19 protein-coding genes are annotated in these 23,028 nt (G+C 74.6%); 12 read left to right on the forward strand and 7 right to left on the reverse strand.

Annotated features, from left to right (window positions below):
* Positions 1–17: 17 nt before the first annotated feature.
* On the reverse strand, positions 18–938 hold the full coding sequence (locus C4U44_RS22365) for a sugar phosphate isomerase/epimerase family protein (RefSeq protein ID WP_103887740.1): 921 nt from the start codon (positions 936–938) through the stop codon (positions 18–20).
* A gap of 1 nt (position 939) precedes the next feature.
* Entirely contained in the window at positions 940–2,214 is a 1,275-nt protein-coding gene (locus C4U44_RS22370; RefSeq protein ID WP_200823350.1) for a Gfo/Idh/MocA family protein, read from the reverse strand.
* A 413-nt stretch (positions 2,215–2,627) separates the two neighbouring features.
* Here C4U44_RS22370 and C4U44_RS22375 point away from each other — a divergent pair, with 413 nt between their 5' ends.
* Together C4U44_RS22375 and C4U44_RS22380 are read left to right on the forward strand one after the other, a co-directional pair.
* Positions 2,628–3,797 carry an ROK family protein gene (locus C4U44_RS22375; RefSeq protein ID WP_103887742.1) on the forward strand — a complete coding sequence of 390 codons (1,170 nt, stop codon included), beginning with the start codon at positions 2,628–2,630 and terminating at the stop codon, positions 3,795–3,797.
* Between the two features lie 186 nt (positions 3,798–3,983).
* Complete coding sequence (locus C4U44_RS22380; RefSeq protein WP_103887743.1) at positions 3,984–5,102, forward strand: DUF5954 family protein; 1,119 nt, start codon at positions 3,984–3,986, stop codon at positions 5,100–5,102.
* A 36-nt stretch (positions 5,103–5,138) separates the two neighbouring features.
* On the opposite strand, the gene C4U44_RS22385 is transcribed toward C4U44_RS22380, so the two are convergent.
* The gene (locus C4U44_RS22385) at positions 5,139–6,596 is read right to left on the reverse strand and encodes a DNA-3-methyladenine glycosylase 2 family protein (protein ID WP_103887744.1); all 1,458 of its coding nucleotides are present in this window, start codon (positions 6,594–6,596) and stop codon (positions 5,139–5,141) included.
* A gap of 314 nt (positions 6,597–6,910) precedes the next feature.
* Entirely contained in the window at positions 6,911–7,333 is a 423-nt protein-coding gene (locus C4U44_RS22390; protein ID WP_103887745.1) for an NTP pyrophosphohydrolase, read from the reverse strand.
* A gap of 473 nt (positions 7,334–7,806) precedes the next feature.
* Between C4U44_RS22390 and C4U44_RS41165 the strand changes: the two genes are divergently transcribed.
* The gene (locus C4U44_RS41165) at positions 7,807–8,190 is read left to right on the forward strand and encodes a hypothetical protein (protein WP_146088313.1); all 384 of its coding nucleotides are present in this window, start codon (positions 7,807–7,809) and stop codon (positions 8,188–8,190) included.
* A gap of 173 nt (positions 8,191–8,363) precedes the next feature.
* Complete coding sequence (locus tag C4U44_RS22405; RefSeq protein ID WP_235032268.1) at positions 8,364–10,565, forward strand: SpoIIE family protein phosphatase; 2,202 nt, start codon at positions 8,364–8,366, stop codon at positions 10,563–10,565.
* 13 nt (positions 10,566–10,578) lie between these two features.
* Here the strand turns inward: C4U44_RS22405 and C4U44_RS22410 are convergent, their stop codons facing one another.
* Positions 10,579–12,210, reverse strand: coding sequence for an immune inhibitor A (locus C4U44_RS22410; protein WP_235032253.1), 1,632 nt, complete (start codon positions 12,208–12,210; stop codon positions 10,579–10,581).
* A gap of 586 nt (positions 12,211–12,796) precedes the next feature.
* On the opposite strand from C4U44_RS22410, the gene C4U44_RS22415 reads away from it, so the two are divergent.
* Positions 12,797–14,194 carry an NADP-dependent succinic semialdehyde dehydrogenase gene (locus C4U44_RS22415; RefSeq protein WP_103887749.1) on the forward strand — a complete coding sequence of 466 codons (1,398 nt, stop codon included), beginning with the start codon at positions 12,797–12,799 and terminating at the stop codon, positions 14,192–14,194.
* 36 nt (positions 14,195–14,230) lie between these two features.
* On the opposite strand, the gene C4U44_RS22420 is transcribed toward C4U44_RS22415, so the two are convergent.
* A complete protein-coding gene (locus C4U44_RS22420; RefSeq protein WP_103887750.1) occupies positions 14,231–14,845 on the reverse strand; it encodes a TetR/AcrR family transcriptional regulator in 615 nt (204 codons plus the stop codon).
* 123 nt (positions 14,846–14,968) lie between these two features.
* Between C4U44_RS22420 and C4U44_RS22425 the strand changes: the two genes are divergently transcribed.
* The 7 genes from C4U44_RS22425 to C4U44_RS22455 all read left to right on the forward strand — a co-directional run bounded on the left by C4U44_RS22425 (position 14,969) and on the right by C4U44_RS22455 (position 19,458).
* Entirely contained in the window at positions 14,969–15,427 is a 459-nt protein-coding gene (locus C4U44_RS22425) for a cupin domain-containing protein (RefSeq protein ID WP_103887751.1), read from the forward strand.
* A gap of 55 nt (positions 15,428–15,482) precedes the next feature.
* Positions 15,483–16,319 (forward strand): alpha/beta fold hydrolase, encoded by an 837-nt coding sequence (locus C4U44_RS22430; protein ID WP_103887752.1) that lies wholly within the window; start codon positions 15,483–15,485, stop codon positions 16,317–16,319.
* A gap of 167 nt (positions 16,320–16,486) precedes the next feature.
* Positions 16,487–16,897: a hypothetical protein gene (locus C4U44_RS22435; protein WP_103887753.1), complete on the forward strand. Its 411-nt coding sequence runs from the start codon at positions 16,487–16,489 to the stop codon at positions 16,895–16,897.
* Positions 16,894–17,670, forward strand: coding sequence for a hypothetical protein (locus C4U44_RS22440; RefSeq protein ID WP_103887754.1), 777 nt, complete (start codon positions 16,894–16,896; stop codon positions 17,668–17,670). Before C4U44_RS22435 ends, C4U44_RS22440 begins: the two co-directional genes overlap by 4 nt.
* Before the next feature lie 47 nt (positions 17,671–17,717).
* The gene (locus C4U44_RS22445; RefSeq protein WP_235032254.1) at positions 17,718–18,110 is read left to right on the forward strand and encodes a roadblock/LC7 domain-containing protein; all 393 of its coding nucleotides are present in this window, start codon (positions 17,718–17,720) and stop codon (positions 18,108–18,110) included.
* 108 nt (positions 18,111–18,218) lie between these two features.
* Positions 18,219–18,593 (forward strand): hypothetical protein, encoded by a 375-nt coding sequence (locus C4U44_RS22450; RefSeq protein ID WP_103887756.1) that lies wholly within the window; start codon positions 18,219–18,221, stop codon positions 18,591–18,593.
* Between the two features lie 85 nt (positions 18,594–18,678).
* Positions 18,679–19,458 carry a hypothetical protein gene (locus tag C4U44_RS22455; protein ID WP_103887757.1) on the forward strand — a complete coding sequence of 260 codons (780 nt, stop codon included), beginning with the start codon at positions 18,679–18,681 and terminating at the stop codon, positions 19,456–19,458.
* A gap of 27 nt (positions 19,459–19,485) precedes the next feature.
* On the opposite strand, the gene C4U44_RS22460 is transcribed toward C4U44_RS22455, so the two are convergent.
* Positions 19,486–22,857: a SpoIIE family protein phosphatase gene (locus C4U44_RS22460; RefSeq protein WP_146088314.1), complete on the reverse strand. Its 3,372-nt coding sequence runs from the start codon at positions 22,855–22,857 to the stop codon at positions 19,486–19,488.
* Between the last annotated feature and the right edge of the window lie 171 nt (positions 22,858–23,028).

The raw sequence follows: 23,028 nt of genomic DNA on the forward strand, positions 1-23,028 counted from the left end.
CCGGCGGCCGCCTGCCGTCAGCCGAGGATGAGGGGGCGCAACGTGCGGTGGGCGATCTCCAGGCCGCGGGTGACCCGCTCCACGTCGCCGCTCCACACCGGGTCCTCGTGCTCGACGGAGAGCACACCGGTGAAGCCGCCCTCGTAGAAGGTGTCGACCAGCCGCCGCCAGTCCACGTCGCCCAGGCCCGGCACCCGGTAGCGCCACCAGCCGCTGTCCCAGCCGTCGGTGCGCTCCACGGTGCGGCCGAAGAACCCGAACCTGTCCCGGGCCCGCGGGTCGAGCTGGGCGTCCTTGGCCTGCGCGTGCGGGATGCGGTCCAGATAGGGCTTGAGGGCCGCGACGGGGTCGATGCCGAGCCACAGCAGGTGCGAGGGGTCGTAGTTGAGGTAGAAGCCGAGGCCGAACATCCACTCCCACAGCTCGGGGGAGTAGGCGAGGTTGCCGGGGTAGCCGTCGGGGTGCCAGCCCTCCATTACGCAGTTCTCGATGATGATCTTCACGCCGCGCTCGCCCGCGTACTCGACCAGCGCGGGCAGTTCGCGCTCGGCCTGCGCGATGTTCTCCTTCACCGACAGGCCGGGGTGGCGGCCGATGAAGGTGCCGACGTACTCCACGCCGAGCAGCGCGGCCGCGTCGACGTTGGCCCGTACGTGCGCGGCGATCTCGGCGCGGCGCCCGCGGTCGGGGTGCAGGTTGTTCTCGTAGTAGGCCAGCGCCGACAGGGTCAGGGAGTGCTGCTCGAACAGGGCGCGGACCTGGTCCGCCTCCGCCTTGCCGAAGCCGGTCACGTCGATGTGGCTGGCTTCGAAGTCGCGCGACCCGGTGGACGGCCAGGTGGCGACCTCCAGCGCGTCGTAGTCGTGGGCGGCGGCCCAGCCGGCGATCTCGGCGAGCGGGAGCTGCGGAAGGCAGGCGGTGAGGAAGCCCAGCTTCATCTCAGGAGACCTCTTTCCAGGTCCGGTCGGCCGCCGAACCGAGGACGGCCTCGGTCAGGCGCACCATGCGGGCGGCGTCGGCGAAGGTGGGGAAGGACGGGGGATCGGCGGTCGGGTCGGCAGTCGGGCCGGTCGGTTCTGGAGAGCGCTCTCCAGTGTGCCCGGTGCCCGGCTCCGCCGTGCCGTCGGGGGCGGGATCCGTGCCGGACGTGGCCACGACCTCCCCACTTCCGTCGGCAGCCCGCGCGGCGGCGTGCACGTCGCGGACGAACGCCGCGAAGCAGTCGAGGTAACCCATCGGGTGCCCGCCGGGCACCACCGACAGCCGGGCCGCCTCGGGGGAGAGGGTGGCGGGGTCGCGCAGCACCGTGGCGTTCTCCCCGCGGCTGCCGACGAAGAGCGACTCCGGTGCCTCCTGGTCGAAGGCGAGGGAGGTGCGGCTGCCGTCCACCTCGAACCACAGCCGGTTCTTGCGGCCGGGCGAGATCTGCGAGACGGTCACCGACCCGCTCGCGCCGAGGTCGGTACGGAAGAGCAGCTGGACGACGTCCTCGGTGGCGGGCGTGCCGCCGGTGCGCGGCACGGTCTGGGAGAGCGCGGTCAGTTCGGCGATCCGGTGCCCGGTCACCCACTCCACCAGGTCGCACCAGTGCGAGCCGATGTCGGCGAAGGCCCGGGACGGGCCGCCGGCCACCGCGTCCACCCGCCAGTTCGTGTCCTCCGGCAGCAGCAGCCAGTCCTGTAGGTAGTGGCCGTGCAGCAGCCGTACGTCCCCGGCCCGGCCGTCGCGCACCCGCGCGCGGGCCTCGGCGGCCATCGGGTGGTAGCGGTAGACGAACGGCACCGCGGCCACCTTGCCACTGCTCGCGGCCAGCGCGGCCAGTGCGTCGGCGGTGGCCGAGGACGTGGTGAGCGGCTTCTCGCACACCACGTGCTTGCCCGCGCGCAGCGCGAGTTCGGCCAGCCGCGCGTGCGCGTCGTTCGGGGTGCAGATGTGCACCACGTCCACGTCGTCGCTGGTGACCAGTTCCTCCGACGAGTCGAAGGCGCGCTCCACGCCCAGCGCCGCGGCGGCCTCCTTCGCCCGGGCCGGCGTGGAGGCGCTGATGCCGACCACCGGGGCACCGCTGCGCCGTACGGCGTCCAGGTGCACCCGGCCGATCATGCCCGCACCGGCGATCGCGGTGCGCAGCGTCGACCTGTCCGACCTGCCCGACGGCGTCGACCGGTGCAGGCCGGTCGACGGATTGCTTGCGATGGGCCCCGAATGTGCCACCAAACTTCCCTCCATTTCGGCTTGGTGGAAACGCTAGCCATCGGTGTTTCGGTTGACAATGGCAAGATTTACGCTAACTTCTGTCATAAATCGGCCCGGTCGGGCGGGTGGAGCCGGGGGAGTACCGGGTGACGCGGTACCGGGGACCGTCGTGGTCGGCCGGGAGCGGTCCGCCCGGACCGCACCGCGGCGGGCACGGGCGGAGCGGGCCCGACTGCGGTGGAGCGGGCCGGACGGACGCGGGCTCGACGGAAGCGGGTCTGCCGGGAGTGGTCCGCCCCGCCCGGGCCGTACAGCCCCGACCGCAGCAGCCCGGCCCGACCGAGCGACGCCGGCCCGGGGCGACCAACCGCAGCACATCGGGCCGGGCCGTACCGGCCGAGCAGGACCGACCGAGAGGGACAGGCGTACACGTGACCGCAGCAGCCGACCGGCAGCTCACCTCGCTGAGCGAACTCGCCGGGCTCGTCGCCGGCGGTGCCACCCGCCGCAGCCAACTGGCCACCGCCACCGGCCTGTCCCGCGCCGCCGTCGCGCAACGCGTCGACCTGCTCATCGACCGCGGCCTGCTGGTCGAGACCGGCACGGTGGCCACCGAGCGCGGCCGCCCGCCGCTCTCGCTGCAACTCGCCTCGCACGCCGCCGTGGTGTGCGCGGTCGACCTCGGCGCCACCCACGCCACCGTCGCGATCTCCGAACTCGGCGGCGCCGTACTGGCGGAGACCACCGAGGACCTGGACATCAACGACGGCCCCGAGGCCGTACTGACCGCGCTGGACGCCCAGATCGGGCGGCTGCTCGACAGCGCCGGCCACCCCGCGGAGCACGTCCGCGCCATCAGCATCGGCGTGCCGGGCCCGGTCGAGGCGAGCACCGGCACCGTGGTCCGACCGCCCATCATGCGCGGCTGGGACGGCTACCGGGTGCCCGGGTTCTTCGCGGGCCGGCGGAGCGCGCCCGTCCTGGTGGACAACGACGTCAACATGATGGCGCTCGGCGAGTACGGCCACCGGCCCGCCACCGCCCACCTGCTGTACGTCAAGGTCGGCACCGGGATCGGCTGCGGCATCGTCTCCGGCGGCGTGGTCCACCGCGGCGCGACCGGCGCGGCCGGCGACATCGGGCACATCGCGGTACCCGGCCACGACGACGTGCTGTGCCACTGCGGCAACACGGGCTGCGTCGAGGCGGTGGCGTCCGGGGCCGCGGTCGCCGCCCGGCTCCGCGCGGCCGGCGTGCCCGCCGAGCACGCCGCCGACGTGGTGCGCCTGGTCGCCGCGGGCGACCCGCTGGCCCGCCGCCAGGTCCGGCTCGCCGCCCAGCGGATCGGCGACGTCCTCGCGTCCCTGGTCAGCTTCTACAACCCCGACACCATCGTGCTCGGCGGTTCCATCGCCTCCCTCCACGACGACCTGCTCGCGGACATCCGGGCCGCCGTCTACCGCCGCGCGCTGCCGCTGGCGACCCGCACCGTGGCCATCGAGACCACCCTGCTGGGCCGGCGCGCGGGCATCGAGGGCGCGCGCCGGCTCGCGGTCCAGCACCTGCTCTCCCCGGCGGGCATCGCGCGCTTCATCGGCTGAACGACCGGCTTGCCGCCGGCCGCGGCCAACTCCCCCGGCGGATAAGCGGAATCCGGTCGACGTGCCGTCAAAACCGCGCGCAGGGGGCCGAAGCGGACGCGTACGGGCCGGTGGACGCGGGTTGACAGGACCGCGGGTTTGGCCGAATCGGCGTCCTCGGGACGGCCGGACGGGCATCCTGGTGGCATGAAGGCGAACGGCGACGCGCAGGAGGAAGTGACCGGGCCCGGAGGGCCGCGGTCGACCGCACCCCCGTCACCGGTCGCGGCGGTGCTGGCCGCACCCGCGGACGTGGAGACCTGGAAGGCCCGCAAGGCCTACCCGTCCACGCTCTTCGCCGGCGGACCCGTTTTCGGCATCGCCGGCGAACGGGCCGACGGTGGCTGGATGTTGCGCCCCGGCTTCACCGGCCTCGCGCCCCAGGACGCGCGCGACGCGCTCGGCGCCCACTTCCGCGCCCGCGCCGAGCGGAGCGCCGCGGAAGGGGACGAGACCGGCCGCGCGCGGTTCACCGCCGCGGCCGAACGCCTCGACTGGGAACGCCTCGACGAGGTGACGGTCGCCGGCGAGCGCTACCGTGTGGTCCGCGCCGAGCGCTTCATCCGGATGGGTCCCGACGGACCCGAACCGCCCCGCGCCACCGACCCGGACCGGACCGACTCCGCGCAGCCGGCGCTCGACCCGGCGGCGGGCCTGGTCATCGCCTCCGGCAGCGACGCGGCGCTGTCGCCCGGCGTGCTGCGGGTCGAACTCCTCACCGCCCTGCGGAAGAACGGCACCGTGCCCCGCGACGTCCGCGAGGACTCCCACGCCGCCACTCGCACCCATCCCGGCGGCGTGCTGCTCCCCGCCACCTTCATGGCCGCCGAGCGCGAGGGCGGCCGCTGGCGTCCTCAGTCCACCGGAACCGCCGCGACCCCCCGTGATGCGCGGGACGGGCTGGCGGTGCAGCTGCGCGTGATGGTGCCGTGGCAGCGCGAACTCACCGACGACGAGCACGAGCTCTACAAGCGGGCCGCCGACCACCTCGACACCGAGCAGTGCGACGAACTCGACGTCGCCGGGCGGCACTTCCGCATCATTCGGGTCGAGCGCCTGATCCGGATCGGCCCCGACGGGCCCGAGGGCCCGCGGCGTTCCGACGCCGACCCCGTCCCGCCCGCCATGGTCCAGGAGCGCCAACTCCGCGAGCAGGAGCCGGTCCGGGACGAGGAGGAGGGCGAAGCCGAGGAGAGCACGCGGAAGTTCATGGCCCTGCTCGACGAGGAGCGGCGCCGCCGCGAGCGCCAGCGCGAGCACCGCTGAGGCCCCGCCGCTGAGGTCCGGGCCGCCCGCCCCCGGTCAGGCCGTGGGCAGCGGGACCCGCGGCTCCCGCGTGCGCCGCGCGTGCCAGCGGTGGTGCGTCGCGTACGAGCTCCACGGACGCCAGCCGGCCGCCCCCGCCGCCCGCGGGTCCAGCAGCACGTCCGGGTCACCCAGCGCGCGCATCCGCACGTATCCCGCCGTCCGCGGGCGCACCCCGGGCAGCGCCAGCAGGGCCCGCTCGGCCTCGTCGCGGTCCGCGCCCGGGTCCAGCCGCAGCGCCCCCGACACCAGGGCGCGGCACACCTCGCGCACCGCGGCGCGCCGCTCGCCCGGCACGTCCACCGCCGCCAGGTCCGCGTCCATCAGGTCGCCCGGCCGCGGGAACAGCAGCGTGAGGCCGCCGCTGGGCACCGCGAGCGCCCGGCCGTACGCCGCCGCCAGTGCGTCGGCGGCCCGCCGGGCGCGGGCCGCCGGCAGCCCCTCGGCCAGCACCGTGCGCACCGCCAGCTCCTCCGGGTCGGCCGCGCCCGGCGACCGCACCCCGGGGCGGCGCGCCACCAGCGGCGCCAGCTCCACGTCGCCGGAGAGCCGCTCGACCACCGCGTACGGGTCCGCGTCCAGATCGAACAGCCGCCGCATCCGCTGGGTCGCCGTGGTCAGGTCCCGCAGGTCCTCCAGATGCAGCCGGCACCCCAACCACCGCCCGGCGCCGCCTCGTTCGGCCACCTCCGCGACGCCCGCGCCGTGCGGCAGCCGCAGTGTCCGCCGGAAGGTGCGGCCGCCGCCGTCCGTGGCCACGACCTCCTCGACCCCCTCGACCGTCCGCGCCGCCAGGTAGTCGAAGACCTGCGCGCTGTCGTAGGCCCCCCGGTAAGCGAGCCGCAGCGGTACTCCCGCCGCGCCGTCGGGGCCCAGCCCGCCGGCCCGGCCGGAGCCGCCGCGGGCCGATCGCAACTGGGTCGGGGTGGCCGCGTAGATCTCCCGCATCGTCTCGTTGAACTGCCGCACGCTCGCGAACCCGGCCGCGAAGGCGATCTCCGCGGCCTGCAGCGACGTCGTCTGGAGCAGCACCCGCGCGGTGTGCCCGCGCTGCGCCCTGGCCAGGGCGATGGGGCCCGCGCCCAGCTCGGCGTTGAGCTGGCGCTGTACCTGGCGCGCGCTGTATCCCAGCCGCGCGGCCAGCCCGGCCACGCCTTCCCGGTCCACCACGCCGTCGCCGATCAGGCGCACCGCGCGGCCCACGACGTCGGCGCGGGCGTTCCAGTCCGCCGAGCCCGGCACCGCGTCCGGGCGGCACCGCCGGCAGGCCCGGTAGCCGGCGGACTGCGCGGCCGCGGCCGTCGCGAAGAAGGTGACGTTCTCGCGTTTCGGGGTGACCGCGGGGCAGCTCGGGCGGCAGTAGATTCCCGTGGTCGACACCGCGAAGAAGAAGGTTCCGTCGAAGCGGGCGTCTCTGCTGCGCACGGCTTCGTAGCGGCTGTCTTCCGTGGTCATGGGGCCCAGTATCCCCGGGGCACCCGGACCCGTCCGGCACTTTTCGGACATCGGGGTGCCCCTGACCCGCCCGGCTGCCCCGTCCTGCCCGGTTGAGGGACCACCCCCCGGTGGTGGGCTCGTCGCGCAGTTCCCCGCGCCCTGGTTTGTGCGGGTCCCTCCGCGAAAAGAGGGCCACCAACCAAGGGGCGCGGGGAACCGCGCGAGCAACCGGCCACCGACAGGTGGTCCCGGAACGGCGGAAGGTACCCCCCGGGGGAACCCCACCACCGGGAGATGGTCCCTCGACCGGGCAGAAGGGGGGATTCGGGGGGTCAGGAGCGCCGAATTGCGCGGGGCCCGGTGAACGCCGCGCCCACCGCGGCCACGCGGGAGCGCAACCCACGATCCGCGGTGACGACGAGGCAGGGGCGGTCCGGGTCGGCCGAGCGCGCCGCGCGGGCCACTTCGGCGATCAGATCGTCCCCGCTGCCGGGAGCGGACGCGACGGTCACGTCCGGGAGCGGGTCGACCCCGCGCGCGGCGCCCTCCACGACGAGGACGATCTCCAGCGGGACGCCCACCGCCCAGGGCGGCACGCCGGCGTCGGAGGGCAGGCCGGCCCCGGCGTACGGCACGAGCGCGTCGCGCAGGCGCTCCGCGGCCGCACGCCGGTCACGCCACCAGCCGTCGGGCACGGAACCGACCACGTTCGCGCCGTCGACGACGAGCAGGGGTCGTACGGTCGGCTCCGGCATCCGGGCTCCCGCCACTCGACGACTGGTCGGCTCACCCTCGCACACGCCGTGCGGCTCACCTCAGGTGAGCGGGGGCGCCGCGGGTTCCGGCTGGGGCGTCGGCGGGATGGGGTCCGGCGCCGGGGACGGGGGTGTGGGTTCCGGGCCCGGCGGTGTCGGCACCGGATTCGGCCCCGGCCCGGGCACGGGATGCGGGGCGGGAACCGGCGTCGGGTCGGGGCCGGGCGCCGGGTCGCCGGGACGCGGAGGTGTGGGAGTGGGATACGGCTCGGTCATCAGGTCCTCCCAGGTCGCTGGTACGCGGGCACGCGGAGACGCCCCGCCCTTGACGCCCACTCGCTTACCCGATGCCCGCCCGCACATGCGGCTTCCGTCCCGTGCGGGTGAACCCGGCGAAGATCGGCAACCGTGCCCGCACCCGCCATGTCCCTCCGGTCAACCGAATCCCGCGGAAAGGAGCCGAATCCGTGCCCATGAACCGCGAAACCCCTGGACAGCGCCTCGGCGGTGCCGACGGACCGGGCCACGGTCTCGTGCACGTCGTGATCACCGCCCGCGACGAGAGCAGCGCCTACCGTGTCTTCGACGCGCTGGTGGAGCGGTTCCCCGGGGTCGAGCCGCCCGACCCGTGGCCCGCCCGCCCCGGCCTGGTCGCGCTGAGCATGTTCGCCCAGACCCTCGGCGTCACCACGAGCTCCCCGTCCCCACCCATGCCCCCGCCCCTGCCGGTCTCCTCCTCCCTGCCGACTTCCCCGTCCCTGCCCCGCACACCTCGCCAGCGATCGGGTGATAATAGCGACAATGACCTGAATCGCGGCAACCACGGCAATCACGGCACATCCAGCGGAAGACGATGAGAACGGCCTGACAGTTCTGCCCGCGCCCATGGTCACCAGCCGCAGATCCGACCCGGAGCAGTTGGATGACAGCTCGCAAGCCCCCCGTCCGCACTCGCTACGACCCCCGCATCGGCCCCTCGACGTCCGGCCGCCGCGCCTCCCCGGCGATCCGTCCGGAGGACCGGCTGGCCATGAACGGCATGGGCAGCTTCGACTGGGACCTCGACCAGGGCATCTTCGACCTGGACGAGGCGGGCCTGCAGGTCTTCGACCTGCGCCCCGAGGAGTTCAACCGCAGCCCCGACGCGCTCGTGCTGCGCATCACCCCCGAGGAGGGCGACCGGATCGATCGCGAGCTGCGCCGCGCCGTGCAGTCCGGGCGCCGCAGCTACGGCGGCTACTTCCAGGTCACCCGCCGCGACGGCGTCAAGCAGTGGACCCACACCCAGGGCACCATCCTGCGCGACGACCAGGGCTACGCCCACCGCGTCGTCGGCATCATCAGGGACGCCACCGACGAGCTCACCCACTCCCCGCCCGCCGACATCTCCTTCGTCCCCGCCGGAGACGGCGGAGGCGCCGGCGCGGACGCCGCTGCCGGGGCCGCGTCCGCCGTCGGGCCCGGCCCGCCGAGCCGCCGGTTCTCCTCTGTCGTCGGCCGCACCACCGAGGCCCTGTCGCACGCCGTCACCGTCGACGACGTCATCGCCGTCCTGACCGGCGCCGGCGGCGTCGAGCGGTTCGGGGCGGACGGGCTCACGCTGTCCCTCGTCGACGGCGCCACCATGAAGTTCGTCGCCTCCAGCGGTGATCTGCTGCTCGACGTGCCGCCGTTCGAGCCGGTGCGCCTGATCGAGTCGCTGCCGCTCGCCGACTCGGTGCTGACCCAGCAGCCCCGCTTCTTCGGCGACACCGACGAGCTCGGCCGGCGCTTCCCGCTGGCCCGCCCGTTCGCGGACCGGATCGGGATGGACGCGTGCGCCTTCCTCCCGCTGATCGCCCAGGCGCGCGCGCTCGGCGGCCTCGCCCTGTTCTACCGCGACCGCAACTCCTTCAGCCGCGAGGACCGCGAGCTGTGCGTCGCGCTGGCCGGCATCCTCGCCCAGTCGCTCCAGCGCGCCATCCTCTTCGACCAGGAACGCGAGTTCGCGACCGGGCTCCAGTCCGCGATGCTGCCCCGGCGCCTTCCGCGCTTCGAGGGTGCCGAGATCGCGGTGCGCTACCACGCCGCCTCCAGCGGCCGCGAGGTCGGCGGCGACTGGTACGACGTCGTCGCCCTGCCGCAGGGCCGGGTCGGCCTGGTGGTCGGCGACGTCCAGGGCCACGACACGCACGCCGCCGCCGTGATGGGCCAGCTGCGCATCGCGCTGCGCGCGTACGCCGCCGAGGGCCATCCGCCCTCCACCGTGCTCGCCCGCGCCTCCCGCTTCCTCGCCGAACTCGACACCGAGCGCTTCGCCACCTGCGCCTACGCGCAGGTCGACCTCGCCACCGGCGCCCTGTGGACCGCCCGCGCCGGCCACCTCGGCCCGCTGATCCGGCACACCGACGGCCGTACCGGCTGGCCGAACGTGCGCGGCGGCCTGCCGCTGGGCCTGGCCACCTCGCTCGACATCCAGGAGTTCCCCGAGACCCGGCTCGACCTGGTCCCCGGCGAGACCCTGGTGTTCTGCACCGACGGCCTGGTCGAGGAGCGCGCCGGCGACATCACCATCGGCATGGAAGCGCTTGCCGAGGCCGTGCACACCGGCCCGCAACGCGCGGAGGAACTCGCCGACCACCTCGCGGACACGCTCTGGCAGCGCTGGGGTTCGAGCGACGACGTCGCGCTGCTCATCCTGCGGCGTTCCCCGGACCCCGGCACCACCCGCGCCCCGCGCATCCACCAGTACGTCCACCAGGCCGACCCCGAGGGGCTGGCCGAGGCCCGGCTCGCACTGCGCCAGGCCCTCACCGCCTGGCACATGGCCGAGCTCGCCGACGACATCGAGGTCGCGGCCGGCGAACTCCTGGTCAACGTCCTGCTGCACACGGAGGGCGGCGCCGTCCTCACGCTGGAGGTGCTGCCCGAGCCCGTCCGCCGGGTCCGGCTCTCCGTGCAGGACCGCTCCAGCGTCTGGCCCCGCCGCCGCAGCCCCGGCGAGGCGGCCACCTCCGGTCGCGGCCTGCTGATGATCGACGCGCTCTCGGAGACCTGGGGCGTGGAACCGCGCGGCGACGGCAAGGCGGTGTGGTGCGAGTTCGGCCCCGAGGAGAGCGAGGCAGGTCCCGACGGGCACCAGGAGCAGGCGGACGACCGGGACGGCCCCGAAGAGCGCAGCGATCCCGCGGGACCCGCCGGGCCCGCCCCGAAGGGCGAACCCGGCAGGGTCGGCGGCGCGTTCACCGCCTGACGGCGGCCGGCGCTCAACTCACGTTCAGCGCCGTGTCGTCGACGACGAAGGACGTCTGGAGCTTCGAGCCCTCCACGCCGGTGAACTTCACCGTCACCGTCTGGCCCGCGTAGGCGCTCAGGTCGAAGGTGCGCTGCGTGTAGCCGGACGCCGCATTGGTGTTGGAGTACGTCGCCAGCGTGGACAGCACCGTGCCCGAGGAGTTGACCACCTGCGCCTTCAGCGTGTCGTAGGCGGTCGTGCCCGTCTCGGCGGTGTCGATGTGCAGCCAGAAGCTCAACGTGGCCGCGCACCCGGACGGGATCGACACGCTCTGCGCCAGCGTGTCCGTGGTGGCCACGCCGTAGCCGTCCAGCCACGCCTTGTACGAGCCGCTGTGCGCGGGCTGCGCGGTGGCGTTCGTGATCACCTTGCTGCTCGCCGTCCAGCCCGAACTTCCCGACTCGAAACCGGGGTTGGCGAGCAGCTGGGCGGAGGTGCAGCCGCCCGAGCCGCCGGTGGTGCCCCCGGTCGTCGTCCCGGTCGAGGTACCCGTGGAGGTGCCGGTCGACGTGCCGGTGCTGGTGCCGCCGGTGGTGGTGCCGCTGCCGCCGCCGGCCAGCCACGCGGTCGCGTTGAGCGCGAGCGCGGCGTCGGTGCCGCCCGGGTCGTTCCAGCCGTCGTACAGGGTGTTGCCCGACTGGCCGGTGCCGTCGTCGACCGGGGAGCTGTCGCCCCAGATCGCCACCCGGCCGCTTCCGAAGGTGCTGGTGACGAAGAACGCCCCGGTGTTGCCGGAGTAACCCGTGCGGTACAGCAGGCCCTTGACCGACGAGTTGTCGGACGGCTTGAGCGTGAACGTGGTGCCGTCCGCCATGATGCTGCCGGTCACGGTGCCGAACGGGCCGTGCAGGACCGGGTCCGAGCTGTCGCTGATCGCCCGGGGGGTGTCGCTGCTGATGTCGAGCGAGTCGACGGAGAACCCGAACGGGTCCGTGTTGTCGACCCCGTTGTTGGTCAGCAGGTCGTTGATCACCTTCGGCGAGTCGTAGCCGTCGTTGTTGCGGTCGCTGCCGTTGTGGTCGGAGATCAGGAAGAGGCCGCCGCCGTTCTGCACGAACTTCATCACCGCGGTCTTCTCCGCGCTGCTGAGCAGGACGTTGGGCTCGTCGATCACGAAGGTGTCGAAGTTGCTGAGGTCCTGGGCGTTGGACGAGTCGCCGTAGGTGATGGTCCGGCCCGAGGGCAGCGTCGCCAGCTGGTAGCCGCCCGCCTTCTGGAGGGCGACACCCCAGGACGACAGCGCCCCGGTCCAGTCGGTCTCCTTGCTCGGCGCGGAGTTCTGGCCCAGCGGGTCGGGCTGGCTGGTGCTGATGATCCAGTCGGCGTTGCCGGCCGTCTCGGCCTTGGTGTTGTCGAACAGCACGCGATGGGTGGTCGCGGCCGGGGCGGCCGCGGCCTGGGCGCCGGAAGCGGCCTGCGCGCTGCCGCCGGACAGTCCCAGCGCGCCGAGCGCGGCCACCGCGCCCAGCGCGGCGATCGAGCCGACCAGCACGCGGCTGCGGGGGACCAGCGGGACGCGCGGCAGCCGCGGCACGCGGGTGGCGTGGGCGGTGCGCGACGCGGGGGTGGTACGGGACGAGCGGGGGACGCGGGAAGCGGGCATCCGTCAACCTCCAGGGTGGGGGCGGTGCATGGGGAACCGTCGGTGGAAGCGGCAGTGCGGTGCGGTGCGTTGGCGTGCCTCGGGGCGCGCCAGGACTCGGCGTGCGACACGATTCTGCGCGCGTAGAGCCCGAGAAGCATGTGTCTGGTGTGACGAATCGGTGAACGTCCCCCGACGCGGGTGTGTTTTCGGCCGCCGCAAGCACTCCGCTCCCCGGCCCGCACAGCGCGCCGCGCGCCGGGTCTCCGCGCCGTGGAGGCGCGGTCCGGTACGGGCGGCCGGGCCTGTTGCGGGACTGGATGCCGGGCGGGCCGCGGGCGAGGCCCCGCGCGCGCCTCCGGACGGCCGTCGTGCTGTCGCGGCGCCGGGCGGGCCGGGCGAGGATGGGGCCCGGGCGCATGCGCCGGTGCCGGCCGGGTAGGCACCGCTGGTACGGGTGCGCGTTCCGGCCGGGCGACCGGTCGGCCCGCACGCGGCGCCCGGCCCCGCGGCGGGACCGGCGGAATCGCCGGGGAATGGCGCGGAACCGGCGGCGCACCCGCACAGCACACCCGCAGCGCACCGGGGGGCAGAGGAGGAGCAGCACATGCCCATCGCCACCGTGGACCCCGCGACCGGCCGCACTCTGAAGACGTTCGAGCCGATGGACGCGGCCGCCGTCGAGGAGCGGATCGCCAAGGCACACCGCACCTTCCGGGAGTACCGCGAGACGGACTTCGCCACGCGTGCCGCCCTCCTGCGCGCGGCGGCGGACCTGCTGGACAAGGAGCGCGAGGAGATCGCGCGGACCATGACCACGGAGATGGGCAAGACACTGGCCGCCGCCCGCGCGGAGGCGGCCAAGTGCGCCAAGGCGATGCGCTGGTACGCCGACCGCGCCGAGGGGCTGCTCGCCGACGAGCACCCCGGTCCGGACGACGTCGAGGACAGCGGCGCCCACCGCGCGGTGGTGCGCTACCGGCCGCTCGGCGTGGTGCTCGCGGTGATGCCCTGGAACTTCCCGCTGTGGCAGGTGGTCCGCTTCGCCGCCCCCGCGCTGATGGCGGGCAACACCGGCCTGCTCAAACACGCCTCGAACGTCCCGCAGACCGCGCTCTACCTCGGCGACCTCTTCCGCCGGGCGGGCTTCCCCGACGGCTGCTTCCAGACCCTGCTGGTCGGCTCCGGCGCGGTCGAGGGCGTCGTGCGCGACCCCCGGGTGGCCGCCGCCACCCTCACCGGCAGCGAGGGCGCCGGCCGTGCGGTGGCCGCCGCGGCCGGCGACGAGATCAAGCCCACCGTGCTGGAACTCGGCGGCAGCGACCCGTTCGTGGTGATGCCGTCGGCCGCCGACGAGCTCGACTACGCCGTCTCCACCGCCGTCACCGCGCGGGTGCAGAACAACGGCCAGTCCTGCATCGCCGCCAAGCGCTTCATCGTGCACGAGGACGTGTACGACACCTTCACCGCGCGCTTCGTGGCGGCCATGGAGCGGCTGACCGTGGGCGACCCGATGGCCGAGACCACGGACATCGGGCCGCTGTCCACCGAGCAGGGCCGCGCCGACGTGGAGGAGCTCGTCCAGGACGCGGTGTCCCGGGGCGCCCAGGCGCTGTGCGGTGCACAGCGTCCCGCGTCGCTGCCCGAGGGCTGGTTCTACGAGCCCACGGTGCTGGCCGGCGTCACCGAGGAGATGCGCATCCACCGCGAGGAGGCGTTCGGCCCGGTCGCCACCCTCTACCGGGTGCGCGACCTCGACGCGGCCGTCGCGCTGGCCAACGACACGCCGTTCGGGCTCAGTTCCAACGTCTGGACCCGGGACGAGGACGAGCAGCGCCGCTTCGCCCGCGACCTCGACGCGGGCGGGGTGTTCTTCAACGGCATGACCGCCTCCCACCCGGCGCTGCCCTTCGGCGGCGTCAAGCGGTCCGGCTACGGACGCGAGCTGTCCGCGCAGGGTATCCGCGCCTTCTGCAACGTCACCACGGTGTGGTTCGGGCGCTGACCGCGGTGGTCGCCGAGGGCCGTGGCGGCGCGGGCGTCAGGGCCGGAGCGCGGCCGTACGCAGCGCGGCCGCGGTCAGCGTGGACGCGGTGCGCACGGCGCTGGCGATCGCCTCGTCCGGCGCGAGCCCGCACAGGTCGGTGAGGCAGAAGAGTGCCTCGGCGCTGACGGTCACCGCGAGATCCCGCTCCAGCTGGGCGAGCCCTTCCGGGTCCGCGGCCGCGAACGCCTCGCGGACCGGCGCCAGCGCGTGGTCGATCAGTCCGAACCGGATGCCGGGCCGGGCCGCGGCCGTCTCCGGGCGGGTGATGGTGGCCGCGATCATCGCACGGACCGCGCCCTGCCGGGCGAGGGTGCCGCGCAGCAGGAACTCGCAGGCGTGGGCGACGCGTTCGACCGGGTCGACCGAGTCCGCGACCGGCCGGAGCGCTTCGGCCGGTTCGGGCCACGCGCCGGCCAGCGCCTCGCTGATCAGCGAGGGGAGGTCGGGGAAGTACCGGTAGGCAGTGGCCTCGGAGACCAGTGACCGCCGGGCGATCTCGGGCATCGTCACCTCGCGGCCAGACCCGATGAGGTCGCGGGCGGCCGTCATGATCGCCGTGCGGGTGCGCTGCTTCTGGTTGCTGCGACCGGTGCCGGCCTGTGTCGTCATCTGCCGTGCCCTCCTGTCGGTTCACCCTCATCCTAGCATGTCACTCTCATCGTGAGAGTGGACTTGCACGAACCATGCGAGCGGCCTACCTTCGTGAGAGCACACTCTTACGAAGGAGTCGCAGTGAACCAGGTTTCCGTGGTCGGCCCGGACGCCGGCGAGACGATCCGGCTGGGGACGACGCGTATGCGCATCCTCGAGGACGGGAGCACCACCGGACACCGGATCGGCATCGGCGAGATCACCCTCGCCCCGCACACCGACGGTCCGCCGCAGCACCGGCACGCGCAGCACGACGAGGGCTTCTACGTCGTCTCCGGCACGGTGCACTTCACCGTCGGGGAGACCGTCCACGTCGCCCCGGCCGGCACCCTCGCGATGATGCCGCCCGGCGCGCCGCACACCTTCGCCAACCACGGCGACGAACCCGCCGTGCTCCTCAACACCTTCACGCCCGACCTGTACGTCCAGTACTTCCGCGATCTGCGCGACATGATCGCCGGCGGCCAGGAGCTGACCGCGCAGGCGACCATCCGCACGATGAGCCGCTACGCCACCGTGCCCGCCGACGACTTCGCCTGAGCTCCTTCCCGAGTCCCCCCGTTCCCCCCGCTCCCCCCGATTCAGGAGTATCCGAATGACCGGCACCACGCGCACGCTCCGTCTCTCCGTGGAGCGCGGCGACCTCGATGTCACCGTCACCATCGACGACCACCACCACGACCACGCCTCGCCGGAGAACCCGCACGATCAGCACCCCCCGCGCGTCTTCCTCCTGCTGCACGGCGGTGGTGGCCCGCAGACCGTCGCGCCGTTCGCCCGGCAGCTGGCCGACCAGCGCCGCTGCCGGGTGATCACCCCCGTCCACCCCGGCTTCGGCGGCACCCCGCGGCCCGACTGGTTGACCGACCCGGGCGGCCTCGCCGAGGTCCACGCGGCGCTGCTGGACGCGCTCGACGTCCGTGACGTCACCGTCGCCGGCAACTCCCTCGGCGGCTGGATCGCCGCCGAAATGGCCGTGCTGGAGAGCGACCGCACCGCCGGCTTCGTCATCGTCAACGGCGTCGGCATCCGCGTCCCCGGCCACCCCGTCGCCGACACCTTCTCGCTGACCCCGGTCGAGCTGTCCCGGCTCTCCTTCCACGACCCCGCGAAGTTCCGCTTCGACCCCTCCGCGCTCACCGACGAGCAGCGGGCGATCGCCGGCGCCAACCGCGCCGCGCTCGAGGCGTACGCCGGGGCGGACATGGGTGATCCGACACTGCGCGAGCGGCTGGCCAAGGTCACGCGACCCACGCTCGTGGTGTGGGGCGCGGGCGACCAGGTGGTGGACGAGGCGTACGGGCGGGCCTTCGCGGAGGCCGTCCCGGGTGCGGAGTTCCGGCTGCTGCCGGGCACCGGCCACCTTCCCCAGGTCGAGACCCCGGACCTGTTCCTGCCCGTGCTCTGGGAGTTCGCCGAGGGCCTGAGCTGAGCGGCGGGACGCCACCGGCGGCGTGCGGAGGGGCATCCTAGAACAGTCGCCCGCACGTACCAGTGGAAATTGCCAGAACTCCCCGAACGTGGCGGCACGGTGCGTAACTTCCACGTCACCGCCGCATCCGGCGGTGGCCCGACGGGCCGTGCACCGAGGGGAGACGTGTGTCCGGGATCGACGCGTGCCTGCTTGAGGCGATGACGCTGCCCGGGGCCAGAGGGGCCGCGCTGGTGGAGTGGATCAGCGGGCTGGCGCTCGGCAAGGTCGGAGAGGCCCCGGACGGCGACCACGAGGCGATGGCCGCGCAGACCGCCGACTTCGCGCGGGCCGCCGCCGAGCATCCGGTGTTCGCCGGTCCGCAGGCCGCCGCCGAGGCGGAGGCGGCGGGCGACAAGGGCCCGCTGGTCGAGGACGTCGTGGTGGTCACCCGCACCGGATACCACCTGCTGCGCTTCGTCGAAGCCCCGTACGAGGGCGGGGTGTTCCTGCACCTGTGGCTGGACAGGGCGCAGGGCAACCTCGCGCTCGCGCTGATCCGGCTGCGCGACCTCGCCGAGGGGCTGGTGCTCGCATGACCGCCGAAGCGCCCGCCGCGCCCCTCTCGCCGATGCTGGTACGCCTGGCCGAGCAGCGTGCGACCGGTGCGCTGCTGCGCGACACCGGCATCCTCTACCTCCTGGACGGGCAGGTGGTGCACGCCGAGAGCCCGGCCGCCCCCGGCATCGAGGTGCTGCTGACGGTCGGCGGCCGGCTACCGGCGGACGCGTGGCAGGAGGCGGTGCGCCGGGGCGGCGCCCAGTGCCGTACCGCGCGCTGGCTGGTGGACCACCACCGGCTGGCCGAGGGGGAGTTGGAGATCAGCCAGCTCGGCACGCTGTTCGACGCGGCCTTCTTCGTACTGGCGCCCACCGGCGGCCCGACCCGGTTCCGGCACGGCGCGTCCCACTGGTTCGGGCCGGTGCGCGCGGTACCGGTGACCGAGGTGGAGCGGGAGGCCCGCAGGCGCCGGAGGTTCCTCGACACGCTGTGGCCGTGCCCGCAACTCGACGCGGCGCCCGTACGCGCCCGGCACGACCCGCGGTTGCCGCCCGCCACCCGTCACGAACGCGCGGTCCTCGACCTCGCCGACGGGGTGCGCACCCCCTCCGCCATCGCCGCCCTGCTGGGCCGGCCCGCCTTCCACGCGCTGGTGCACGTGCGGCGGCTCGCCGCGGCCGGGCGCGTGGCCGTCCCCCCGCCCACCACCGCCCCGGGGCCCGGGCCCGCGCCCGCCTGGTTCCGGGACATCGCCCACGACGCGGACGCGGCGCTGCTGCGGCGGCTCCGCGACGCCCTGGAGCACCTATGAGGCGCGCCTCGCGGCAGCGCGCCGAACGGGCCGGACGAAGGAGACTCATGGCGCACGAAGCCGACGTACTCGACGAGCTGGCCCGGCTGCGGGCAAGGCTGCCCGACGTGACCGGCGTCCTCGCCTCCGGCGTCGACGGGCTGGTGCTCGCCCATGACGCCCCCGACACGCACCCCGAGACCCTCGCCGCGCTGAGCTCCGCCGGGCTCGGCATCGGGCTGCGGCTGTCCGACGCGGCCGGCGACCGCTCGTTCCGTGAGCTTCTGGTGCGCGGCGAGCACGGCTACGTGGCGCTGTACGCCGCGGGGTCCGCCTGCGTACTGACTGTCCTGGCCGGGCCGCGCATCAACGTGGGCCGGCTGCACATGGAGGCCCGCCGGTCCGGCGCGTACCTCGCGCACCTGCTGGACGGCACCGCCGACGACAGGGAGGACGCCTGACCCATGACCGAACGTCCACCGCGGGCGCGCAGCGCCCACGCCAGATCCCCCCGCACCACCACCCAACCGCCGGGCACCCCGGCACCCGTGAAAGGAAGCACCCACGCCATGGCCAACACCGAAACCGCCCTCAAGGACGCGATGACCTCGATCGAGGGCGTCATCGGCGTCGCCCTCGTCGACTACACCAGCGGCATGGCCCTGGGCACCCTCGGCGGCGGGAAGGACCTCGACCTCACGGTGGCCGCCGCGGGGAACACCGACGTGGTGCGCGCCAAGGCCCGCACCATGGAGATGCTCGGCCTGAAGGACCAGATCGAGGACATCCTGATCACCCTCGGCGGGCAGTACCACCTGATCCGCCTGCTCAGCGGCCGCGGCAAGAGCGGGCTGTTCCTCTACCTCGCCCTCGACAAGCAGCGGGCGAACCTGGCGATGGCCCGCCACCAGCTCAAGCGGATCGAGAACGACCTGGAGGTCTGACCCCGGCCGGCGCCGGGGCCGGGGAGCAGTGACGTTTCGCCGACCCGAACGTACAGTGTTCGCACGCTGACGTGGGGGGCACCACATGATCACCGAGCCTGAGGCGTCCTGGGACACCGGCGACGGCGGCGGCACCGGCCGTCAGGACGTCACCGGCGGGGCGGGCGGCCTGCTGCCCGGCCCGCGGTCCGAGGTGATCGAGGGCGTGCCGCCCGGCCCCGGCAGGGTCGCCCGGCTGCCCGGGTGGGTGTGGGGGGCCCTCGGCGGCGCGCTCGCCGTCACGCTGGCCGGTGCCGGCCTGGCCTACGCGGGCGTCCTGCCGCAGCATCGTCCGGCCCCGGACCTGCACGGCTACCGGCTCGGCCAGAGCCCGTGCGGGGCCCACACCTTCGACGCGTTGAGCAGCGCCGTCGCGCCGCGGTCCAGCGGGGTGTGGCCCGCGGTCTTCGAGCACACCCCGCAACTCGACCGCGCCCAGTGCGTCTTCCTCGCCAATGACGCCCGCACGCGCGGCGGGACCACCTCCTACGACCTCCAGGTCGAGGTCGACCTGCACCGGCGTACCGACCCCGCGCCGGAGTTCGACGCGGAGCGGTCCGTGGACCCCTCGACGCTGAAGGTCGCCACCCGCACCACCACGACGCCCCACCTGGGCGACCGGGCGTACCTGCTGGAGTTCGACACCCCCACCCGCATCCTCAAGGTGCGCAGCGGCGGCGCGGTGGTCACCCTCCGGCTGGAGGCGACGACCACCCCCTACGGCACCGGACCCGACACCGAGGCGCCCGACCTGCCCGACCTCGGGCGCCTCACGCCCGCACTCACCGACGCGGCCCGCGCCATCCTGACGACCCTGGCGGCCTGACCGGCGGGGTCGTCGGCCCGGTGCGCGTCAGCCGGCGGCCCGCCGCACCGCCGGCCGCCGGTCGCCGCCGGGCGACGCGTCCCCGGCGGCATCGCGGGCACACGCGGTGTCGCCGTCCGGGCCGGAGCCCGAACTGCGGTCCGCGCCGGGCATCGTGGCGGTCCCGCCGTCCGGCCGGTGCGGTTCCTCCAGCCGGGCCCAGATGCACTTCCCGTTCTCGGTGTAGCGGGTGCCCCACCGCCCGGACATCATCGCGACGAGCTGCAGCCCGCGGCCGAACTCGTCGTCCAGCAGCGGGTGCCGCACCCGCGGGGTGGCCTGCGAGCCGTCGTAGACCTCGCAGACCAATGACTGCTCGATGTGCAGCAGCCGCAGCCGGACGACGCCCTCCCCACCGGTGCCGTTCGCCTCCGGGCCCTGGTCCAGGCCGAGTCCGAGGTGGAGACCGAGACCGCCCTCCAGGCCGAGGTCGCCGAGGCCGACCTCGGCCTCGTCGTCGCCGGCCGGGGCCCCGGACTCCACCTCGGAGTCGGCCGGGGACGGTTCGGGCACCAGTCCCACCGCGTGCCGCACGGTGTTGCCGATCAGCTCGCTGATGATGAGCGTGGCCACCTCGGCCAGGTCCGCCAGCCCCCAGGCGGCCAGCTGCTCGGAGGCCAGCTCGCGGGCCCGGCCCGCGGACTCCGGTGCCCACGGCAGGTCCCAGGAGGCCATCCGGTCGGCGGGCACCCGGCCGGTGCTCAGTGCCAGCAGCACCGCGTCGTCCTGGCGGCGCGGATCGGGCGGCAGCTGCCCGGTGACCGTCTCGCACAGCGCGGTCAGCCAGCGCCCGGCCGGCTCGCCGGCGGCCGGGGCGGGCCTGGTGCCGGTGAACTGCGCGACGACCTCGGTCAGTTCGTCGGAGTCCGGCGCGTGCGAGCCGAGCAGCCCGTCGGTGTACAGCAGCAGCACGGTGCCCTCGGCGAGGGTGGCCTCCGTGATCTGCGCGGGAAGCTGCGCCATGCCGAGCGGGGGGCCGGTGGGGATGGTGAGGCGGTGGGGCGTCCCGCCCGGTTCCAGGGCGATCGGCGCGGCGTGGCCGGCACTGGCGATGCTGCACGCGCCGGTGGTGGGGTCGTACAGCGCGAGCAGGCAGGTCGCGCACACCACCGGGTCGTCGATCCGTGGGGCCAGCCGGACCACGACGTCGTTGAGGCGCGCCACGATCTCGTCCACCGGCAGGTCGAGGGCGGCGACGGTCAGGACCGCGTGCCGGATGATGCCCATGGCGATCGCCTGCTCCAGGCCGTGGCCCATCACGTCGCCGATGACGACGAGGGTGCGGCCGCCGGACAGCGGGATCGTGTCGTACCAGTCGCCGCCGAGTTCCTGGCCGTCGGCGGTGCGGTAGCGGGCGACCGCGCGCAGGGCGGTGGTGACGGGGAGGTTGCCGGGCAGCAGTTCCTGCTGGAGTCGCTCGGCCCGGTGCCGGGCGGACTCGTACAGCCGGGCGTTGCCGAGTGCCTGGGCGAGGATCACGCCGACGGTGCCGAGGAGGGTCTTGTCGTCCTCGGTGAAGGTGCGCGGGGCGTTCCAGCCGATGACGCACGAGCCGAGCCGGTAGTCACCGACGACCAGCGGCAGCACCGCCCACGCGCGGACGCCCTCCACCTCGGCCAGCCGGCCGAGCAGCGACGACAGCATGTCGGGGCGCGCGCCGGGCGCCGCCGCGACCGGCTCGAACAGGCGGGAGTCGGGGAGGAAGCGGGGCCGGTTCGGCCGGCCCCCCGCCGCGTACACGGCGTTCACCGGTGAGGTCGGCCCGCCCGTGGCCGTCCCCTCCTCCCGGTACTCCGCGGTCAGCCGCAGCCGCAGTTCGTGCAGGTCATCGACGAGCGCGGCGGAGAAGCCGGTGTCGCCGACCAGCCGGGGCGACTCCCCGGACAGGTCGTGGACGACGAGGCCGTCGGCGTCGACCAGCGGGGGCACGTGCTGGACGATCGCCGTGACCACGTCCTCGGTGTTCAGCGCGCGCACCAGCGCCGCGTTGAGGTCGGCGACGCGCCGGCCGCGTTCGGCGGCGGCGTGCTCGGCGCGCCTCTGCTCGGTCGTGTCGGACATCGTGATCGACACGAAACCGCCGATCTCCACCGCCTTGACCAGGAACGACGCCGAGCCGCGCGAGGTACGCCGGTTGACGGCGACCTCCGTGGTGGCCGCGGAGCCGGGCGCGGCCCGGGCCCGGTCGAGGAGCTCGGGCAGGCCGTGGTCGCGCAGCAGCGGCTCGGCGTCCCAGGGGGTACGGCCGACGATGTCCTTGGCGGCGCCGCCGAGTTCGCGCGCGGCCTGGTTGGCCCACTGCACGCGGTTGTCGGCGCCGACCACGTGGATCGGGTCCGGGTTCAGCTCCAGCAGGCCGGCCAGCCACTCCAGTTGGCTGCGGCGCGTGGTGACGTTCCACGCGGTCCCGACCATCCGTACCGGGCGGCCGTTCTCGTCGTGCTCGAAGGCGCCCCGCAGTTCGAGCCAGTTGACCCGGCCGGACTCGTCCAGGACGCGGTACTCCACCGCGTACGGCTGGCCGCTGGCCAGCGACTCGTCGATCGCCCGGTCCACCCCCGGCCGGTCCTCCGGGTGGATCCGCTCCATCCAGCTCTCGATCCGGTGGTCCCAGGTGTCCGGGTCGAGACCGGCCAGCTCGACCAGGCCCTCGGTGACCTCGTCGATGTCGAGCAGCCCGGTGTCCAGGTCCCAGGTCCAGGTGCCGACGCTGATCTGGTGCATGACCTGCCCGCGCACGCCCTGCGGCAGCTGCCACCACGGCGTGGTCCCGCTGCGCCAGCGCCGGGCGACGGGGAGCCGGGCCGCGGCCAGCGCCGCGACGTCGACGAGGAACTGCTGCCGGTCGGGCGCGGGTTCGTGCTCCGCCAGCACCGACAGCACCCCGATGGGGGTGCCGTCCACCAGGATCGGGGCCGAGAGCACCCCGCACGCGCGCAGCGCGTCCGGCACGCGACTCGACCCACGCCCGCCTCGGTCGGTGTTCGCCCCGCCGCGCGGGGTGCGGTCGGCCTGGCCGTCGGGCCACCGGGGCGACCACTGCACCCGGCGCCGCTCCACCGCCCGCACCGGCGCGAGTCCGGGTCCCTCGACCCGCTCCCAGGCCCGCGCGACGGGGTCGGGTACCCCGCCGGCCGCCGCGAGCCGCAAGCTGCCGTGCTCGCGCCCGGCCAGGTGCGCCAGGCCGCCGATGCCGCCGAGTGCCGCGACGCACTGCTGCACCGCGAGCCGCAGCACATCCGCCTCGCCGAGTCCTTCCGCGGCGTCCAGCACCGCCAGCCGCAGCGCGTCGGAAGCGCCGGCCGGCCCGATGCCGCCGTCGTGCCCGGAACCGTTCATCGCCTCATCCGCCTCAGCCACCTCAGCTTTCCCGGGCCCACGGCGCCGGGAGCTGCGGCCGCCGCGGGCGCGTTCCGCTGCTGGTGGTCACGTTACGGGGCAAACGCGGCATTCTCTCGCCACGCGCGGCGCCGACCCGCGGGGACCACCCCACGGGAGGGTCCCCGCGGGTCGGCGCCGCGCGGAAACGGG

It is taken from the genome of Actinacidiphila yanglinensis, assembly GCF_900107965.1.
Lineage (GTDB): Bacteria > Actinomycetota > Actinomycetes > Streptomycetales > Streptomycetaceae > Actinacidiphila > Actinacidiphila yanglinensis.